A 17,553-nucleotide genomic window follows, 5' to 3' on the forward strand; every position below is an offset into this window, starting at 1 on the left:
CCCCGCCGGAGGCATCATTGTTACATGCGGAACACGCCAAAGCGCGTGGGTTCGATCGGCGCGCACAGGCTGGCCGAGAGCGACAGCGCCAGCACCTCGCGGGTGCGGCGCGGGTCGATGATGCCATCGTCCCAAAGCCGCGCCGAGGCATAGAGCGGGTGGCTTTGCCGTTCGAACATCTCGATCGTCGGGCGCTTGAACTCGGCTTCCTCTTCCGCCGACCAGCTGCCGCCCTTGCGCTCGATCCCGTCGCGCCGGACGGTGGCCAGAACGCCCGCGGCCTGCTCGCCGCCCATCACCGAGATGCGCGAGTTGGGCCAGGTCCACAGGAAGCGCGGCTGATAGGCGCGCCCGGACATGCCGTAATTGCCTGCCCCGAAGGACCCGCCCACCAGCATGGTGATCTTCGGCACATTGGTGGTGGCAACCGCGGTCACCATCTTGGCGCCGTGCCGCGCGATGCCTTCGTTTTCGTATTTGCGCCCGACCATGAAGCCGGTGATGTTTTGCAAGAACACCAGCGGAATCCCGCGCTGGCTGCACAGTTCGATGAAATGCGCGGCCTTCTGCGCGGCTTCGGAAAAGAGCACGCCGTTGTTGGCCACGATCCCCACCGGGCAGCCCTGCACATGGGCAAAGCCGGTGACGATGGTTTCCCCGAAGCGCGGCTTGAATTCATCGAAGCGCGAGCCATCGACCACGCGGGCGATCACCTCGCGGATGTCGTAGGGGGTGCGCAGGTCGGCAGGCACGACGCCGAACAGCTCGTCAGGGTCATAGGCGGGGTCTTCGCTGGCCTGCCATTGCACCGTGGCGGGCTTGGCACGGTTCAGGTGGCTGACCGCGCGGCGGGCAAGGGCCAACGCGTGCGCGTCATCCTCGGCCAGGTAATCGGCCACGCCCGACAGCCGCGTGTGGACATCGCCGCCGCCAAGATCTTCGGCGGTGACGACCTCGCCGGTTGCGGCACGCACCAAGGGCGGGCCGGCCAGGAAGATCGTCCCCTGTTCCTTCACGATGATCGTCACATCCGACATCGCGGGGACATAGGCGCCACCCGCGGTGCACGACCCCATCACCACCGCGATCTGCGGGATGCCCTTGGCCGACATCCGCGCCTGGTTATAGAAGATGCGGCCGAAATGGTCGCGGTCAGGGAAGACCTCGTCCTGATTGGGCAGGTTGGCACCGCCAGAGTCGACCAGATAGACGCAGGGCAGCGCGCATTCCTCGGCGATTTCCTGCGCGCGCAGGTGTTTCTTGACCGTCATCGGGTAATAGGTGCCGCCCTTGACGGTGGCGTCATTGGCGACGACCATCACCTCTTGCCCCATCACGCGGCCGATGCCCGCGATCACGCCCGCACCCGGCGCCGCGCCGTCATACAGACCATGCGCCGCCGTTGCGCCGATTTCCAGAAACGGCGAGCCCGGGTCCAGAAGCCCCGCGACCCGTTCGCGCGGGGCCATCTTGCCGCGCGCGATATGGCGGGCGGTGGCCTCGGCCCCGCCACCGGCCGCAGCCAGAGCCGCAGCCTCGCGCACGGTGTCGAGCATCGCCAGATGCGCCGCGCGATTGGCCTGCGCCTGTTCGGACCCTGCCAGGAAGGAAGAGCTGAGTTTCATTGTCGCCCCCTGCCCCTCAGGCCTTGTCCATGATTTCGCGGCCGATCAGCATGCGGCGGATTTCGCTGGTGCCCGCGCCGATCTCCATCAGCTTGGCGTCGCGGAACAGCCGGCTGACGACCGAGTCGTTCAGGAAGCCTGCGCCACCCAGGGCCTGCACCGCCTGATGTGCCTGCACCATCGCCTGTTCGGAAGCATAAAGCACCGTGGCCGCCGCATCCTGACGCGTCACCTGCCCCTTGTCGCAGGCTTTCGCCACCTCGTAGGTATAGGCGCGCGCGGTGTTCATCGCGACATACATGTCGGCGATCTTGGCCTGCATCAGCTGGAAATTCCCGATCGGCTGGCCGAACTGGTGACGCTCCTTGGCATAGGGCACCACCTCGTCCAGACAGGCGGCCATGATGCCGGTGCCGATGCCCGACAGCACGACGCGCTCGTAATCCAGCCCCGACATCAAGACGCGCACGCCCTTCCCTTCGGTACCCAGCACGTTTTCGAACGGCACTTCGCAATTGTCGAAGAACAGCTGCGCCGTGTTCGAACCACGCATGCCAATCTTGTCGAAATGCTGGCTGGTCGAGAACCCCTTGAAGGATTTCTCGACGATGAAGGCGGTGATGCCTTTCGATCCCGCCTCGGGGTCGGTCTTGGCATAGACCACCAGCGTATCGGCGTCGGGGCCGTTGGTGATCCAGTATTTATGGCCGTTCAGGACATAATAGCCGTTGCGCTTCTCGGCGCGCAGTTTCATGCCGACCACATCCGAGCCCGCGCCGCTTTCGCTCATCGCCAGCGCGCCGACCTTGGCGCCCGAAACCAGATCGGGCAGGTATTTCGCCTTCTGCGCATCGCTGCCGTTCAGCTTCAGCTGGTTCACGCAGAGGTTGGAGTGTGCGCCATAGCTGAGCGAAATCGAGGCCGAGACCCGCGCGATTTCCTCGGTCGCGATGACATGCGCCAGATAGCCCATGCCCGCCCCGCCATATTCCTCGGATACGGTGATGCCCAGCAGGCCCAGCTCGCCCATCTCGGCCCACAGCTCATGCGGGAAGACATTGTCACGGTCGACCTGCGCCGCAATCGGCACAAGCCGGTCCTGTGCCCAGGAATGCACCATGTCGCGCAGTGCGTTGACGTCTTCCCCCAGATCGAAACTCATCGAAGCGGCAAACATGCGGTCTCCTCCCCGTTTATTGAACGCTTGTTCATTTAATGCCCGTCGATTCGAGTCGCGTCAAGCCTTGTGCGCGGCGCGCCCGGCCCCATCTGAAAGAAAACCCGTTCAGGAGATTGCCATGATCCGTCCGCTTGCCGCCGCCGCACTCTTCGCGCTCGCCCCTCTCGCCGCCCCCCTCCATGCCGAAACGGTGGGCAAGGTCGGCGTCGACTGGATCGGCAACGATATCATCATCGAGGCGATCGAAGACCCGAAGGTGCAGGGCGTGACCTGCCACATCGCCTATTTCGACCGCTCGCTTCTGGACCGGCTGTCACAGGGCAACTGGTTCGAAGACCCGTCGAATTCCTCGATCGCCTGCCGCCAGACCGGTCCGATCAAGATCGGCGACATCGCGCGCGGCGCGAAGGGCGAGAAGGTGTTTTCCGAAAGCCGCTCGCTGATCTTCAAATCGCTGCGGATGACCCGGATTTTCGACGAAGATCATCAGACGCTGATCTACCTGACCCACGCGAACGAACTGACCGAGGGTTCGGCGAAGATGTCGATCTCGACCGTGCCGCTGTTCGGCTCCGAATAAAGGGGGCGCTGCCCCCTCGGACCTGCGGTCCTTCACCCCCGGGATATTTCGGCCAGAAAGAAAGGCAAATCCGCACGCCTTCTTTCTGGCCGAAATATCCCGGGGGGAGCGCAGCGGGGGGCAGCGCCCCCCTGCCCGGTTTCAACCCCGTGCTTCGGCGTCGATGATCCGCGCGATCTGTGCCGCGTCGGCCTCGGTGAAGGTCAGCGGCAGGCGCAGATCCAGCAGGCCGGCAAGCACCCGGTCCGTCACCGGCAGCGATTGCGGCGCGGCATAGCGCCAGCTGTCGTAGCGCGAGGTGAACCCCGCGGGTTCCGCGGCGCCGAACCATTTCAGCTCGACCCCGCGGGCGGCGGCGCGGGCGACGAAAGCGGTGATCCGCGCCGCGTCCCAGCCCGGCAGCAGGAACTGGAAGGACGAGGCGACGTAGGATTCGGCCTGCGGGCGCGGGATCAGCCGCAGCCCGGGCGTGGCGGCCAGCCCCGCCTCGAGCCTGCGATAAAGCGCGTTCCAGCGTGCGATGCGTCCCGCCAGCGTCGGGATCTGCGGGCGCAGGATCGCGGCGCGCAGATTGTCCATCCGCCCCGAGATATTGGGCGTGTCGTATTTCAGCGCCTCGAACGCCTCGGGGCCCGGCGCGGCGCGGTGGCGCGGATACATCATGTAGCTGCCCGATAGCAGGATCATTTTGGCCATCAGCGCGGCATCGTCCGAAACGATCAGCCCGCCCTCGCCGGAATTCATGTGTTTATAGGTCTGCGTCGAATAGCAGCCGATCACGCCGTGGCGGCCGGACGGCACCCCCGCCCAGGCCGCGCCCATGGTATGCGCGCAATCCTCGATCACCTGCAGATCGTGTGCCTGCGCGACCTGCATCAGCGCGTCCATGTCGCAGATATGGCCGCGCATGTGGCTGAGCATCAGCACCCGTGCGCCGCTGGCGCGCGCCTTGGCGGCCAGATCGTCCATGTCGATCACCAGATCCCCGGTGATCTCCACGAAGACCGGCTGCGCGCCCAGTGCCGCGATCGCGCCGGGCACAGGCGCCAGCGTGAAACCGTTGGTCAGCACCGCATCGCCCGGTGCCACCCCCAAGGCGCGCAGCGCGCAGCCCAGGGCATAGCCGCCCGAGGCCACGGCGAGGCAATAGCGCGCGCCGGTCAGGGCGGCGAATTCCTCTTCCAGCAAGGCGACCTCGCCCGCTTCGCCGGGCACGGTATTGTAGCGATGCAGCCGCCCCGAGCGCAGCACCGCAACGGCGGCGGCGATGGCGTCTTCGGCGATCGGCTCCTGCTGGGTGAAGTTGCCGGTGAAAACCTCGGGGGTATCAGTCATCGCCCAGCCCTTTGTGACGTTGCATCAACACGACATAGATCGCCAGCGCCCCGGCCAGAACCACCGCCGCAGTCAGGAAGGCGGCATTCGGAGTGCGGACGGGGGCCGCATCGCTCAGGAAATAGCCGAAGATCTGGGTGAAGAACAACGTCCCCGCCAGCATCGCCAGGTTCATCGCCGCAGAAATCCCGCCCTGCAGCGCGCCCTGCGCATCCTCGGGGACGGCGCGCGACATCAGCGCCGCCAGCATCGGATGCACAAACCCCTCGGGCGCGTGCAGCACCAGCAGCACCAGCACCATGACGATTCCGGTGGCAAAGCCATAGCCCACGCAGGCCAGCGCCGCCACGATCAGCCCGACCAGCAGCACGCGCCGCTCACCCCAGCGGGCGACTGCCGGGCCGGTCAGCGTGCCCTGCGCCACCGCCATCACGATGCCGAACCCCGCCAGCGACAAGCCGACCGTCGCCTCGGACCAGCCGAATTTTGCCATGCCCCAGAAGGCCCAGATCGCCGGATAGACGGCCGAGCCGAAGAAATAGACCGCCAGCACCGCGCCCAGCGGCAAGACCCCGGGATAGCGGCGAAAGACCGCCAGCACCCCCAGCGGGTTCGCCTCGCGCCAGCGGAAGGCGCGGCGGCTCTGGGGCGCCAGGGTTTCGGGCAGCACGAAATAGCCCCACAGAAGGTTGGCGCCCGAAATCGCCGCCGCCACCCAGAACGGCACCCGCGGGCCGAAACTGCCCAGAAGCCCGCCAAGCGCTGGCCCCAGCACGAAGCCCAGCCCAAAGGCCGCGCCCATCAGGCCAAAGGCCCGCGCGCGGCCCTCGGGCGGGGTCACATCGGCCAGATAGGCGTTGGCGATTACATAGCTCGACCCGCAGATCCCGGCGATCACCCTTCCTGCGAACAGCCAGCCGACCGAAGGGGCCAGCGCATGAAACAGGTAATCCACCCCAAGCCCGCCAATCGCCAGCAACAACAGCGGCCGCCGCCCGAACCGATCCGACAGCGCCCCCATCAGCGGTGCGAAGGCGAATTGCGCCAGGCTGAAGGCGGCGAACATCCAGCCGCCGATGAAGGCCGCCTCGGCCAGCGTCATATGCCCCACGCTTTCGATCAGCGTGGGCAGCACCGGAATGATCAGCCCGAAACCGACCATGTCCAGAAACACGGCCATCAGGACGAATCCGGTGGCAGAGCGGCTGGCGGGGTGGGTCATCGGATCTTTCCTTCTGCGCGGACGGGGGGACCGTGCAACGCTCTGGTAACGGCGCCACGACACCCCGCTAAAACCGACGGGCTTCTTCTTGGGTCAAATACTCACGCTGCGGCCCGGACAGGCGGCTCAGCCGGGCAGCAGCGCGGCGGCCAGACCGGGCAGGTCATCGTAATGATCCAACAGCGCCTCGGGGGCAAGCCGGGCGATGCCGCGCCCTTCCGGGCCGAAGGTGACCAGAACACTGGCCACGCCCGCCGCGCGCGCGGTTTCGCGGTCGGTCCCCGTGTCGCCAATGAGGATCGAGCGCGCGACACTGCCACCCACGCCCGCCACCGCGGCGGCATAGGGCGCGGGATCGGGCTTGCGGGTGGGCAGCGTATCGGCGCCAATCAGCGCGCCGAACAGCGGCGCGATCCCCAGCCGCGCCACCAGTTCGCGCGCCAGCCCCTCGGGCTTGTTGGTGCAGATCGCAGTGGCAAAACCCTGCGCGCGCAAGGCCTCGACCGCCGCCACCGCGCCGGGATAAAGCCGCGTATGGGTGTCGATATTTTCGCCGTAATAACGCAGCAGCACCGCGTAATCGGCTTCGGTCAGCGTCTCGGCCTGCGGATGACCGAGCCGGGTATAGCCCGCCCGCAGCATCGCCCGCCCGCCATGAAAGGCGATCAGCGCATCGTCGACCGGGTCCAGCACCGCGCCCAGACCGCGCGCTACGAAACAGGCGTTCGCCGCCGCGATCAGATCGCCCGAGGTATCGGCCAGCGTGCCGTCCAGATCGAAAACCACCGTGCGCATCGCGTCCCTGCCTTCCCGTCGCCTGTTACGACCCCGAAAGATAGCGTGAACGCGCTCCCCTTGCGGCCAGATATGGTATGGGTAAAACGAAGGCGCGCAGAAGAAAAGGCACCCTGATGGCGATCGCACTCCTCGTTCTGGCCGCTGGCCAAGGCACCCGCATGAATTCCGACCTGCCCAAGGTGCTGCACCGGCTAGGGGCGGCGCCGCTGGTGGCGCATGCGCTGGCCGCCGGGCGCGCGCTCGACCCCGAGCGGGTCGTCGTCGTCGCGGGCCACGGCGCCGAGGCGGTCAGCAAGGCGGTCGCGAAACTCGACCCCGACGCGCAGATCGCGCTGCAAGGCGAACAGCTGGGCACCGGGCATGCGGTGGCTCAGGCGCTGCCGCTGCTGACGGGGTTCGAGGGCCGGGTGATCGTGCTGTATGGCGACACGCCCTTCATCCGCCCCGAGACGCTGGAAGCGCTGTCCGAAAGCCCCGCCGATGTCACCGTTCTGGGGTTCGAGGCCGCCGATCCGGGCCGCTATGGCCGCCTGATCGCGCGCGGGCGCGATCTGGACCGGATCGTCGAATTCAAGGATGCGACGGATAAAGAACGCGCCATAACCCTTTGCAATTCCGGCGTGATCGCCTGCGACGCGGCACTGTTGGCCGACCTGGTGGGGGGCCTGAGCAATGACAATGCGGCGGGCGAATACTACCTGACCGACATCGTGGCCGCCGCCCGTGCGCGCGGCCTGTCGGCCGAGGTCGTCACCTGCCCCGAGGCGGAAACGCTGGGCATCAACACCCGCGCCGAACTGGCCCGCGCCGAGGCGCTGTTCCAGACCCGCGCGCGCGCCGAGGCGTTGGAAAACGGGGTGACCATGGTCGATCCGGCCACCGTCTATTTCGCGCTCGACACCTATCTGGGCCGCGATGTGGTGATCGGCCCGCATGTCGTCTTCGGCCCCGATGTGACGATTGAATCGGGGGCCGAGATCGCCGCCTTCTGCCATCTGGAAGGCTGCCACATCTCGCGCGGGGCCACCGTCGGCCCCTTCGCCCGGCTGCGCCCCGGCGCCGAACTGGCCGAGGATGTGCATATCGGCAATTTCGTCGAGGTGAAGAATTCGATCCTGGGCGAAGGCGTCAAGGTCGGCCATCTGACCTATCTGGGCGACGCTGATGTGGGCGAGGGCACGAATATCGGCGCGGGCACGGTGACCTGCAATTACGACGGCGTGTTCAAGCACCGCACCACGATTGGCGCCAATGCCTTCATCGGTTCGGATACGATGCTGGTGGCGCCGGTGACGGTGGGCGACGGGGCGCTGACCGCCTCGGGCTCGACCATCACCGAGGATGTGCCTGCGGGCGCCGTGGCCCTGGGCCGCGCCAAGCAGGTGACCAAGCCGGGCCTTGCGGTGAAACTGTTCGAGATGCTCCGGGCCAAGAAGGCCGCTATCAAGAAGGGCGCGTAAATGTGTGGAATTATTGGTGTTCTGGGAACGCACGAAGTCGCGCCCCTGCTGGTCGAAAGCCTGAAGCGGTTGGAATATCGCGGCTATGACAGTGCGGGCATTGCCACCGTCAACGCCGGTCGGCTCGACCGTCGGCGCGCGGTGGGCAAGCTGGTGAACCTGTCCGACCTGCTGGTGCATGACCCTCTGGCGGGCAAGGCGGGGATCGGCCACACCCGCTGGGCGACGCATGGCGCGGCGACCACGGGCAATGCGCATCCGCACCGCTCGGGGCCGGTGGCCGTGGTGCATAACGGCATCATCGAGAATTTCCGCGAGCTGCGCGCAGAACTGTCGCAAGCCGGGCTGATGCCCGAGACCGAAACCGACACCGAAACCGTCGTCCTGCTGACCCGGATGTTCATGGATCAGGGCCTGCCCCCGCGCGAGGCCGCCGTGGCCACGCTGGCCAAGCTGGAGGGCGCCTTCGCGCTGCTGTGGCTGTTCGAGGGCGAAGACGATCTGCTGATCGCCGCGCGCAAGGGCAGCCCGCTGGCCATCGGCCACGGCACGGGCGAGATGTTCGTGGGCTCGGACGCGATCGCGCTGGCGCCGCTGACCGACCGCATCACCTATCTGGCCGAGGGCGATCATGCCTTCGTCACCCGTGCGGGCGCCGAGATCTTCGACGCCGAGGGCCGCCGCGCGAACCGCGAAGAGGTCAAGATCGACCTTGGTCAGACCCGGGTAGAAAAGGCCGGCTACAAGCATTTCATGGCCAAGGAAATCGCCGAACAGCCGGTGGTTCTGGGCGATGCGCTGCGCCATTACCTGCAGGGCGACGGGTTGAACCTGCCTGCCGAACTGGATTTCACCAATCTCGACCGGCTGACGCTGGTCGCCTGCGGCACCGCGTTCTATGCCTGTTCGGTGGCGAAATACTGGTTCGAGACGCTGGCGGGCCTGCCCTGCGAAATCGACGTGGCCTCGGAATTCCGCTACCGCGAGCCGCCGCTGCCGCGCCAAAGCTTCGCGATCTTCGTCAGCCAGTCGGGCGAAACCGCCGACACGCTGGCCGCGCTGCGCTATTGCCATGAAAAGGTTTCGAAAACCGTGGCCGTGGTCAATGTGCCGACCTCGTCCATCGCGCGCGAATGCGACGTGGCGTTGCCGATCCTTGCGGGGATCGAGGTGGGCGTGGCCTCGACCAAGGCCTTCACCTGTCAGCTGCTGGTGCTGGCGGCGATGGCGCTGAAGGCGGGCGTCGACCGTGGCCATATCGCGCCGGCCGCTCTGGCCGGGCATCTGGCCACGCTGCGCGCGCTGCCCGGGCTGATGAATGCAGCACTTGGCACCTCGGATCAGATCGAAAAACTGGCCGAGCGACTGGCCGAGGCGCAGGACATCCTGTTCCTGGGCCGGGGTGCGATGTTCCCGCTGGCGCTGGAAGGCGCGCTGAAACTCAAGGAAATCAGCTACATCCACGCCGAAGGCTATGCCTCGGGCGAGTTGAAACACGGGCCGATCGCGCTGATCGACCGGCAGGTGCCGGTGATCGTTCTGGCGCCGCACGACCGGTTGTTCGACAAGACCGTGTCCAACATGCAGGAAGTGATGGCGCGGCATGGTCAGGTGCTGCTGATTTCGGACGGCAAGGGGCTGGCCACGGCGTCCGAGGGCACTTGGGCCACGCTGAAAATGCCCGAGGTGGCCGAGCCCTTCGCGCCGATCCTTTACGCGCTGCCCGCGCAATTGCTGGCCTATCACACCGCCGTCGCCAAGGGCACCGATGTGGACCAGCCGCGCAATCTGGCAAAATCCGTGACGGTGGAGTGATGGGGCGCACCCGCAAATCCCGGATCATCACCGCCGAGGACCGCCCCCTGACCGAGGCCGAGGCCGAACTGGCCGCCGAAGCCCGTGCCTATGCCGAAAGCGACGCGGAATACGAGCAATATCACGAGCCCGAGGCCGAAGAGGACCTGCCCCCCCCGCCCTCGGTCGCCGATGCGATTGCCGCGCTTGAGTGCTGCGGCGATGCGGACAAGGCCGCCGGGGCCGCGGCCTATCACAAGCTGCCGCGCCGGTATCTGGGCGTGCCGGTGCCGCTGATCGAGGACATGGCGCGGCTGTGGCGCGCGCAATCCACGCTGGACGAGCGGCTGGCACTGGCCGCGGGCCTATGGGACAGCGACATCCACGAAGCACGGGTGGCCGCCACGAAACTGCTGGCGCAGGCGCGTATCCGCCCCGATCAGGCGGTCTGGGATCTGATCTGCACCTGGGTGCCCGATTTCGACGGCTGGGCGCTGGCCGATCACGCGTGCAAGGCGGGCGAAAAGCGGCTGCAGGCCGATCCCGCGCGGATCGAGACGGTGGCGGGCTGGGTGCAGTCCGATCACCTCTGGACGCGGCGCGCGGCGCTGGTCATCACCCTGCCCTGGACCAAGCAGAACCACCCGTCAGAGGCCGACCGCGCGATCCGCGCCCGGGTTCTGGGCTGGTGCGCGGAACTGGCGCAAAGCCCCGAGTGGTTCTTGCAAAAGGCGGTGGCCTGGTGGCTGCGCGATCTGTCCAAACACGACCCGCAGGCGGTGCGCGACTGGCTGGCCGCGCATGGCGACAGCCTCAAGCCCTTTGCCCGCAAGGAAGCGTCCAGATACCTGTGAGCGATCAGAAAATCCCGTTGGCCTTCTGGACTTCGCGAATATAGATCGTGATCAGGCGCGCGTCTTCCTCGGTGAAGCCCGCAACCGGCGGCATATCCCCGAAGCGCCAATGATGGGCCTGGGCGCCACGCAACGGCGCGAAATAGAACGCCGCATCGCCATGATGGCCGGGTTCATAGATCTTGTGAATCAGTGGCGGGCCCGCCATGTCGTTGCCCGCCCCAGCGGTGCCATGGCAGGACGCGCATTTCGCATCGAAGCGCGCCGCCCCGCGGATCGCCTCGGGCGAGAGATTGGGAACCACCACGGGGACCATCTTGCCCCCGGGATGGGTGGCCCCGGCGGCGCCCGCGATCAGCGTCGCAGCCAGCGTCAGCCCGGTCAGGGTCAGGCCAGTCAGTGTTTTCATAGTCCCTCCTCAGGCGACCTTGATGCCGCCACGCTTCTTCAAGGCCCAGTCGCGCACCGCCTGCCCGAAGGCCTGAAACAGCGGGCGCGAGACCGGGTCGGCCTCGGCGTTCCATTCCGGGTGCCATTGCACCGACAGGGTGAAGCCCGGCGCATCGCGCACATAAATCGCCTCGGGCGTGCCATCCTCGGCCCGGCCCTCGATCACGATGCGAGGCCCGGGCTGGCAAATCCCCTGCCCGTGCAGCGTGTTGGTCATCACCTCGGTTGCGCCGAACAGCTGGGCGAACCGTCCGCCCGGTTCCAGCAGCACCTTGTGCCGCAGGGCGAAGGCTTCTTCCAGCGTGCCCTCGGGCGGCATCCGGTGGTTCATCCGGCCCGGCAATTCGCGGATCTCGGGATAGAGCGAGCCGCCCATCGCCACGTTCACCTCTTGAAAACCGCGGCAGATGCCAAAGAACGGCTGGCCGCTTTCGACACAGGCGCGCACCAGCGGCAGGGTGATCGCATCGCGGGCGCGGTCGAAGGTGCCGTGCTTGTCGGTCTCGACCTCGCCATATTCCTCGGGGTGGACATTGGGCCGCCCGCCGGTCAGCAGAAAGCCGTCGCACACCTCCATCAATTCCTGAACCGAAACATAGCTCGGATCGGCCGGGATCAGCAGCGGGATGCAATCGGCCACATGGCTGACCGCCTCGGAATTGATCTGACCGCCCTCATGGACCGGGTAGCGATCGTTCACGAGGCCGCGGTTGCCGATAATGCCAACGACTGGTCTGGTCATGCAGATCTCCTTTGCCAATCAAGCTAGGACAGTCTGCGCACGGACGAAAGCCCCCCGGATGCGCAGGCGCTGTGCATGAGCGCGCGCAGGGGGACACAGCCCCCTGCCCGGTGACCAGAGCGGACTCAGGCCTCGCCGATCAGCCCCACGGCGGCAATCCCCGCAAGCGCCGCCTCGGCGTCGTTGTCCGAGGTGTCGCCGGTCACACCGACCGCGCCGATCACCCGGCCCGCCGCATCGCGCACCAGCACGCCGCCCGGCACCGGCAGAACCTGCCCGCCAAAGGCACCATTGAGCGCCGCCATGAAATAGGGCTGCGCCTCGGCCCGCGCCATCTGCGCCCGACCGCCCATGCCCAGCATCACCGCACCATAGGCCTTGGCGCGGGCAATCTCGAACCGGCCCGCGCTGGCGCCGTCGGCCCGCGAAAAGGCGATCGGGTGCCCCCCCGCATCCAGCACGACGGTCGACAGCGGCTTCCAGCCGCGCTCGGTGCCATGGTGGCGCACGGCGGCCATGATCATGTTGGCAGCTTCCAGTGTGATCGTCATCAGTTTGCTCCTTTCACCTGCAGGCGGCGTTGATGCAGCACCGGCTCGGTATAGCCCGAGGGCTGCACGCGGCCCAGAAACACCAGATCGCAGGCCGCCTGGAAGGCCAGCCCGTCATAGCCCGGCGCCATCGGCCGATAGGCCGGATCGCCCGCGTTCTGACGGTCCACCACCGCGGCCATCTTGCGCAGCGCCTCCATCACGCGGCCTTCGCTGACCACGCCGTGATGCAGCCAGTTCGCCAGCGCCTGGCTGGAAATCCGGCAGGTTGCGCGGTCTTCCATCAGCGCGATGTCGTGGATGTCGGGCACCTTGGAGCAGCCGACCCCCTGATCGACCCAACGCACCACATAGCCCAGAATGCCCTGCGCGTTGTTCTCGATCTCGGCGGTGATCTCGGCCTCGGAATAGTTGCGCCCGGTGGCCAGCGGGATCGTCAGCAGATCGTCCAGACGCGCCGGGCGGTTCATTGCCGCGATCTCCTTTTGCCGCTGCAGCACATTGACCTTGTGGTAATGCGTGGCGTGCAGCGTGGCGGCCGTGGGGCTGGGCACCCAGGCGCAGTTCGCCCCCGCCATCGGATGGCCCAGCTTGGCCTCCAGCATCTCGGCCATGCGGTCGGGCGCGGCCCACATCCCCTTGCCGATCTGTGCCTTGCCCGCCAGCCCGCAGCGCAGCCCGATGTCGACGTTGCGATCCTCATAGGCCGAAATCCAGGGCTGCGATTTCATCTCGGCCTTGGCGACCATCGGCCCGGCTTCCATCGAGGTGTGGATCTCGTCGCCGGTGCGGTCAAGGAAGCCAGTGTTGATGAAGGCCACGCGGTGACGCGCGGCGCGGATGCATTCCTTCAGGTTCGCACTGGTGCGGCGTTCCTCGTCCATGATGCCCAGCTTGACGGTGTGGCGCGGCAGGCCGAGGCAGTCTTCGACCCGGTCGAAGATCTCGCAGGCGAAGGCGACCTCTTCGGGGCCGTGCATCTTGGGCTTGACCACATAGACCGAGCCGGTGACCGAATTGCGCGCGCCGCCGTCCTTGGCCAGATCGTGCATCGCGCACAGGGTGGTGACCATCGCATCCATCAGCCCTTCGGGCACCTCGCGACCCTCGCGATCCAGCACCGCAGGGTTGGTCATCAGATGGCCCACGTTGCGCACCAGCATCAGCGCGCGGCCTTTCAGGGTGATCGTATCCCCCTCGGGCGCGGTGAACTGCAAGTCGGGGTTCAGTGCCCGGGTAAAGACCTTGCCGCCCTTTTCCACCTGCTCGGCCAGCGTGCCCTGCATCAGCCCCAGCCAGTTGCCATAGGCCAGCACCTTGTCTTCGGCATCGACCGCCGCCACCGAATCCTCGCAATCCATGATCGAGGAAATCGCGGATTCAAGGCGCAGATCGCAGATCCCGGCCGGGTCGGTCGCGCCGATCGGGTGATCGGCGTTCACATCAACAATCGCGTGCAAGCCGTTGTTTTTCAAAGCAACCGCCGAGGGCGCCATGGCATCGCCCGCAAAGCCCGCGAATTGCGCGGGGTCGGCCAGCCCGGTTTCCTCGTCGGTCTGCACGAACAGCCCGCCATCTTGCACCCAGATCCGGCTGACCCCGGCCCAGGACCCGGCAACCAGCGGGAAGGTTTCATCCAGAAACGCCTTGGCGCGCGCTATCACCCGCGCGCCGCGCGCCGCGTCGAACCCGCCGCCCGTCGGCAGATCGCCCAAGGCATCGGTGCCATAAAGCGCGTCATACAGACTGCCCCAGCGCGCATTGGCCGCATTCAGCGCATAGCGCGCGTTCATGATCGGCACCACCAGCTGCGGGCCGCAGACAGAGGCGAATTCCGGGTCGGTTTCCGGGGTTTCAATCGCGAAGTCCGGCCCTTCGGGCAGCAGATAACCGATCTCGGTCAGAAAGGCCTTGTACGCCGCCGCATCATGGCCCTGGCCGCGATGATGCAGATGCCAGTCGTCGATCTGGGCCTGCACAGCTTCGCGTTTTTCCAGCAGCGCGCGGTTCTTCGGGGCCAGGTCGTGAACCAGCGCCGAAAATCCAGCCCAGAACGTCTCTGCCGTGACACCGCTGCCCGGCAGCGCCCGTGTCTCGATGAAATCGGCCAGCGAGGCGGCCACTTGCAGCCCCGCGCGATCAACCCGTGTCGTCATCTCATTCTCCCTTGGTTGCGGGCACTTTTGCCAAGCACCGCCGGGCTGTCCAGCGAAAACTGCGCCGGAATGGCATTTTTGGTGATATTATTTTACCAATTCATGCGGTCGTGGCGATTTTTCGCCCGCGCTTTCCGCAGAGCCCCGCCTTGCAGCCCCGCCCCCCGAGGCCTAGCTTGACCGAAAACAGCCACAGGCAGGACTCCATGGACGGCACGACGCTTCTTTCCGATTACGCCCCCTATCCCTTCACGCTGGACACGGTCGCGCTGACCTTCCGGCTGGCGCCGCGGGCCACGCGGGTTCAGGCACGGCTGTCGCTGACGCCGCAGGCCCCCGGCACGGCGCTGCATCTGGATGGCGAGGATCTGCGGCTGATCGGGGCGGCGATTGACGGCACGCCACTGACACCCGCCGATTACCTGCTGACCGAAACCGGGCTGACGATCCACCCCGCCGCGCTGCCCGAAGGCTCGTTCACGCTGGAAACCGAGGTCGAGATCGCGCCCGAAGGCAACACCGCGCTGGAAGGCCTGTATATGTCGAACGGCATGTATTGCACGCAATGCGAGGCCGAGGGGTTTCGCAAGATCACCTTCTATCCCGACCGCCCCGATGTGATGGCGCCGTTCCATGTGCGCATCGAAGGCGATTTTCCGGTGTTGCTGTCGAACGGCAATCCGGTGGCGCAGGGCCCCGGCTGGGCCGAATGGGACGACCCCTGGCCGAAGCCCGCCTATCTGTTCGCGCTGGTCGCGGGCGACCTGGTGGCAACCTCGGGCAGCTTCACCACCGCCTCGGGGCGCGAGGTCGCGCTCAACATCTGGGTGCGACCGGGCGATCAGGACCGCTGCGATTTCGCCTTGGGGGCGCTGCAACGCTCGATGGCCTGGGATGAACGCGCCTATGGCCGCGAATACGATCTGGACATCTTCAACATCGTCGCGGTGGACGATTTCAACATGGGCGCGATGGAGAACAAGGGGCTGAACATCTTCAACTCCAAACTCGTTCTGGCCAGCCCCGAAACCGCGACCGATACCGATTACGAACGCATCGAAGCGGTGATCGCGCATGAATATTTCCACAACTGGACCGGCAACCGCATCACCTGCCGCGACTGGTTCCAGCTGTGCCTGAAAGAGGGGCTGACGGTGTTCCGCGACCAATCCTTCACCGCCGACATGCGCGCAGGCGCGGTCAAGCGGATCGAGGATGTGGCCGCCCTGCGCGCGCGCCAGTTCCGCGAGGATCAGGGCCCGCTGGCGCATCCCCCGCGCCCCGATCATTACCGCGAGATCAACAACTTCTACACCCCCACCGTCTATGAAAAAGGCGCCGAGGTGGTGGGGATGCTGAAAACGCTGGTGGGCGACGCAGGCTATCGCGCTGCGCTCGATCTGTATTTCGACCGCCACGACGGGCAGGCCTGCACGATCGAGGACTGGATCAAGGTGTTCGAGGACAGCTCGGGCCGCGATCTGGGCCAGTTCAAGCGCTGGTATACCGATGCGGGCACGCCGCGGCTGAGCGTGACCGAGGATTTCAGCGACGGCACCTATACACTGGAATTCACGCAGGAAACCAAACCCACGCCGGGCCAGCCCGAAAAACCCGCGCGCCATATCCCGATTGCGGTGGGCCTGTTGTCGCCCAACGGTGACGAGGTGCTGCCGACCACCGTGCTGGAAATGACCGAAGCCACGCAGCGCTTCACCTTCCCTGGACTGGCCAGCCGCCCGGTCCCCTCGATCCTGCGCGGCTTCTCGGCGCCCGTGGTTCTGGATCGCGCCACCACCCCCGCCGAACAGGCCTTCCTGCTGGCGCATGACACCGACCCGTTCAACCGCTGGGAAGCGGGGCGCACCCTGGCGCGGCAAACCCTGATGGCGATGACGCAGGGCGCCGCGCCGCAGGCCGAATACCTGGACGCGGTCGGTCGCCTGATTGCCGACGAAGGCGCCGAACCCGCCTTTCGCGCCCTGTGCCTGCGGCTGCCCGGCGAAGATGAAATCGCCCAGGCATTGCATGAGGCGGGCCAGATCCCCGATCCGCAGGCGATCCATGCCGCCCGCGGGCGGCTGATGGATGCGCTGGCCACCCGCCACGGCGCGGCGCTGGCGGCGATCTATGAGGCGATGGCGGTGCCCGGCCCCTATGCCCCCGACGCAGCACCTGCAGGCCAACGCGCGCTGCGGTTGGCGGCGCTGCACCTGCTGGGCCGGACCGATGGTGGCGAACGGGCGCAGGCGCTGTTTGCGCGGGCCGACAACATGACCGAAACCATGGGCGCGCTGGCGGTGCTGGTCGCCGCCGGGCAGGCGACCGAGGCACTGGCGCAGTTCCGCGCCCGTTGGGCCGACAACCGGCTGGTGATGGACAAATGGTTCATGACGCAGGCCGCGCTCTGCCCGCCCGAGGAAGCGGCGGAGCTGGCGCAGCAGTTGGCCGCCGATCCGTTGTTCGACTGGAAGAACCCCAACCGTTTCCGCGCGCTTCTGGGCGGGTTTGCCGCCAATCACGCGGGCTTTCACCGGGCCGACGGGGCGGGCTATCGCTTCTTTGCCGACTGGCTGATCCGGCTTGACCCGCTGAACCCGCAGACCGCGGCACGGATGTCCACCGCCTTTGAAACCTGGGCGCGCTACGATGCCGGACGGCAGGCGCTGATCCGCGCCGAACTGGCACGGATCGCCGCGCAACCGGGGCTGAGCCGCGATCTGTCCGAGATGACCGCGCGGCTTCTGGGCTAAGGCGGCGCCCGGGACGCGCGCCGGGGCTCTGCCCCGGACCCCGGGATATTTAT

At 66.8% G+C, this 17,553-nt stretch carries 14 protein-coding genes; 5 read left to right on the forward strand and 9 right to left on the reverse strand.

What is annotated here, in order from left to right:
* Window positions 1-20: 20 nt before the first annotated feature.
* Complete coding sequence (locus tag P2G62_RS00805) at window positions 21-1,625, reverse strand: carboxyl transferase domain-containing protein (RefSeq protein ID WP_275732946.1); 1,605 nt, start codon at window positions 1,623-1,625, stop codon at window positions 21-23.
* 16 nt (window positions 1,626-1,641) lie between these two features.
* Entirely contained in the window at window positions 1,642-2,802 is a 1,161-nt protein-coding gene (locus tag P2G62_RS00810; RefSeq protein WP_275732947.1) for an acyl-CoA dehydrogenase family protein, read from the reverse strand.
* Window positions 2,803-2,923: 121 nt separating this feature from the next.
* Here P2G62_RS00810 and P2G62_RS00815 point away from each other — a divergent pair, with 121 nt between their 5' ends.
* The gene (locus P2G62_RS00815) at window positions 2,924-3,385 is read left to right on the forward strand and encodes a CreA family protein (protein ID WP_275732948.1); all 462 of its coding nucleotides are present in this window, start codon (window positions 2,924-2,926) and stop codon (window positions 3,383-3,385) included.
* 141 nt (window positions 3,386-3,526) lie between these two features.
* Here P2G62_RS00815 and P2G62_RS00820 read toward each other — a convergent pair whose 3' ends face one another.
* From P2G62_RS00820 to P2G62_RS00830, 3 genes are all read right to left on the reverse strand, one after another.
* Complete coding sequence (locus P2G62_RS00820) at window positions 3,527-4,720, reverse strand: DegT/DnrJ/EryC1/StrS family aminotransferase (protein ID WP_275732949.1); 1,194 nt, start codon at window positions 4,718-4,720, stop codon at window positions 3,527-3,529.
* Window positions 4,713-5,942, reverse strand: a complete 1,230-nt coding sequence (locus P2G62_RS00825) for an MFS transporter (RefSeq protein ID WP_275732950.1) — start codon at window positions 5,940-5,942, stop codon at window positions 4,713-4,715. Before P2G62_RS00825 ends, P2G62_RS00820 begins: the two co-directional genes overlap by 8 nt.
* Window positions 5,943-6,068: 126 nt before the next feature.
* On the reverse strand, window positions 6,069-6,737 hold the full coding sequence (locus P2G62_RS00830) for an HAD-IA family hydrolase (protein WP_275732951.1): 669 nt from the start codon (window positions 6,735-6,737) through the stop codon (window positions 6,069-6,071).
* Between the two features lie 116 nt (window positions 6,738-6,853).
* Here P2G62_RS00830 and glmU point away from each other — a divergent pair, with 116 nt between their 5' ends.
* The 3 genes from glmU to P2G62_RS00845 are packed head-to-tail and all read left to right on the forward strand — an operon-like array spanning window position 6,854 to window position 10,848.
* The gene (gene glmU, locus P2G62_RS00835; protein WP_275732952.1) at window positions 6,854-8,200 is read left to right on the forward strand and encodes a bifunctional UDP-N-acetylglucosamine diphosphorylase/glucosamine-1-phosphate N-acetyltransferase GlmU; all 1,347 of its coding nucleotides are present in this window, start codon (window positions 6,854-6,856) and stop codon (window positions 8,198-8,200) included.
* Entirely contained in the window at window positions 8,201-10,015 is a 1,815-nt protein-coding gene (gene glmS / locus P2G62_RS00840) for a glutamine--fructose-6-phosphate transaminase (isomerizing) (protein ID WP_275732953.1), read from the forward strand.
* Entirely contained in the window at window positions 10,012-10,848 is an 837-nt protein-coding gene (locus tag P2G62_RS00845) for a DNA alkylation repair protein (protein WP_275732954.1), read from the forward strand. The genes glmS and P2G62_RS00845 overlap by 4 nt, the downstream gene beginning before the upstream one ends.
* Window positions 10,849-10,852: 4 nt before the next feature.
* Here P2G62_RS00845 and P2G62_RS00850 read toward each other — a convergent pair whose 3' ends face one another.
* The 4 genes from P2G62_RS00850 to P2G62_RS00865 form a co-directional block, all read right to left on the reverse strand.
* Window positions 10,853-11,257 (reverse strand): cytochrome c, encoded by a 405-nt coding sequence (locus P2G62_RS00850; RefSeq protein ID WP_275732955.1) that lies wholly within the window; start codon window positions 11,255-11,257, stop codon window positions 10,853-10,855.
* Window positions 11,258-11,266: 9 nt separating this feature from the next.
* A complete protein-coding gene (locus P2G62_RS00855) occupies window positions 11,267-12,040 on the reverse strand; it encodes a gamma-glutamyl-gamma-aminobutyrate hydrolase family protein (protein ID WP_275732956.1) in 774 nt (257 codons plus the stop codon).
* Window positions 12,041-12,165: 125 nt separating this feature from the next.
* Entirely contained in the window at window positions 12,166-12,591 is a 426-nt protein-coding gene (locus P2G62_RS00860; protein WP_275732957.1) for a heme-binding protein, read from the reverse strand.
* Window positions 12,591-14,747: a malate synthase G gene (locus tag P2G62_RS00865; protein WP_275732958.1), complete on the reverse strand. Its 2,157-nt coding sequence runs from the start codon at window positions 14,745-14,747 to the stop codon at window positions 12,591-12,593. Before P2G62_RS00865 ends, P2G62_RS00860 begins: the two co-directional genes overlap by 1 nt.
* A gap of 206 nt (window positions 14,748-14,953) precedes the next feature.
* Between P2G62_RS00865 and pepN the strand changes: the two genes are divergently transcribed.
* Window positions 14,954-17,500: an aminopeptidase N gene (pepN, locus tag P2G62_RS00870; RefSeq protein ID WP_275732959.1), complete on the forward strand. Its 2,547-nt coding sequence runs from the start codon at window positions 14,954-14,956 to the stop codon at window positions 17,498-17,500.
* The last annotated feature ends 53 nt before the right edge of the window (window positions 17,501-17,553 follow it).

Source organism: Paenirhodobacter sp. CAU 1674, assembly GCF_029222945.1.
In the GTDB taxonomy this organism is placed as follows: domain Bacteria; phylum Pseudomonadota; class Alphaproteobacteria; order Rhodobacterales; family Rhodobacteraceae; genus Rhodobacter.

Bases quoted from the DNA above. Each gene is read 5' to 3' on its own strand.
- P2G62_RS00830 (WP_275732951.1), bottom strand. From the start codon at position 6,737: ATGCGCACGGTGGTTTTCGATCTGGACGGCACGCTGGCCGATACCTCG.
- glmU (WP_275732952.1), top strand. From the start codon at position 6,854: ATGGCGATCGCACTCCTCGTTCTGGCCGCTGGCCAAGGCACCCGCATG.
- P2G62_RS00810 (WP_275732947.1), bottom strand. From the start codon at position 2,802: ATGTTTGCCGCTTCGATGAGTTTCGATCTGGGGGAAGACGTCAACGCA.
- glmS (WP_275732953.1), top strand. From the start codon at position 8,201: ATGTGTGGAATTATTGGTGTTCTGGGAACGCACGAAGTCGCGCCCCTG.
- P2G62_RS00820 (WP_275732949.1), bottom strand. From the start codon at position 4,720: ATGACTGATACCCCCGAGGTTTTCACCGGCAACTTCACCCAGCAGGAG.
- P2G62_RS00860 (WP_275732957.1), bottom strand. From the start codon at position 12,591: ATGACGATCACACTGGAAGCTGCCAACATGATCATGGCCGCCGTGCGC.
- P2G62_RS00805 (WP_275732946.1), bottom strand. From the start codon at position 1,625: ATGAAACTCAGCTCTTCCTTCCTGGCAGGGTCCGAACAGGCGCAGGCC.
- P2G62_RS00815 (WP_275732948.1), top strand. From the start codon at position 2,924: ATGATCCGTCCGCTTGCCGCCGCCGCACTCTTCGCGCTCGCCCCTCTC.
- pepN (WP_275732959.1), top strand. From the start codon at position 14,954: ATGGACGGCACGACGCTTCTTTCCGATTACGCCCCCTATCCCTTCACG.
- P2G62_RS00855 (WP_275732956.1), bottom strand. From the start codon at position 12,040: ATGACCAGACCAGTCGTTGGCATTATCGGCAACCGCGGCCTCGTGAAC.
- P2G62_RS00865 (WP_275732958.1), bottom strand. From the start codon at position 14,747: ATGACGACACGGGTTGATCGCGCGGGGCTGCAAGTGGCCGCCTCGCTG.
- P2G62_RS00825 (WP_275732950.1), bottom strand. From the start codon at position 5,942: ATGACCCACCCCGCCAGCCGCTCTGCCACCGGATTCGTCCTGATGGCC.
- P2G62_RS00850 (WP_275732955.1), bottom strand. From the start codon at position 11,257: ATGAAAACACTGACTGGCCTGACCCTGACCGGGCTGACGCTGGCTGCG.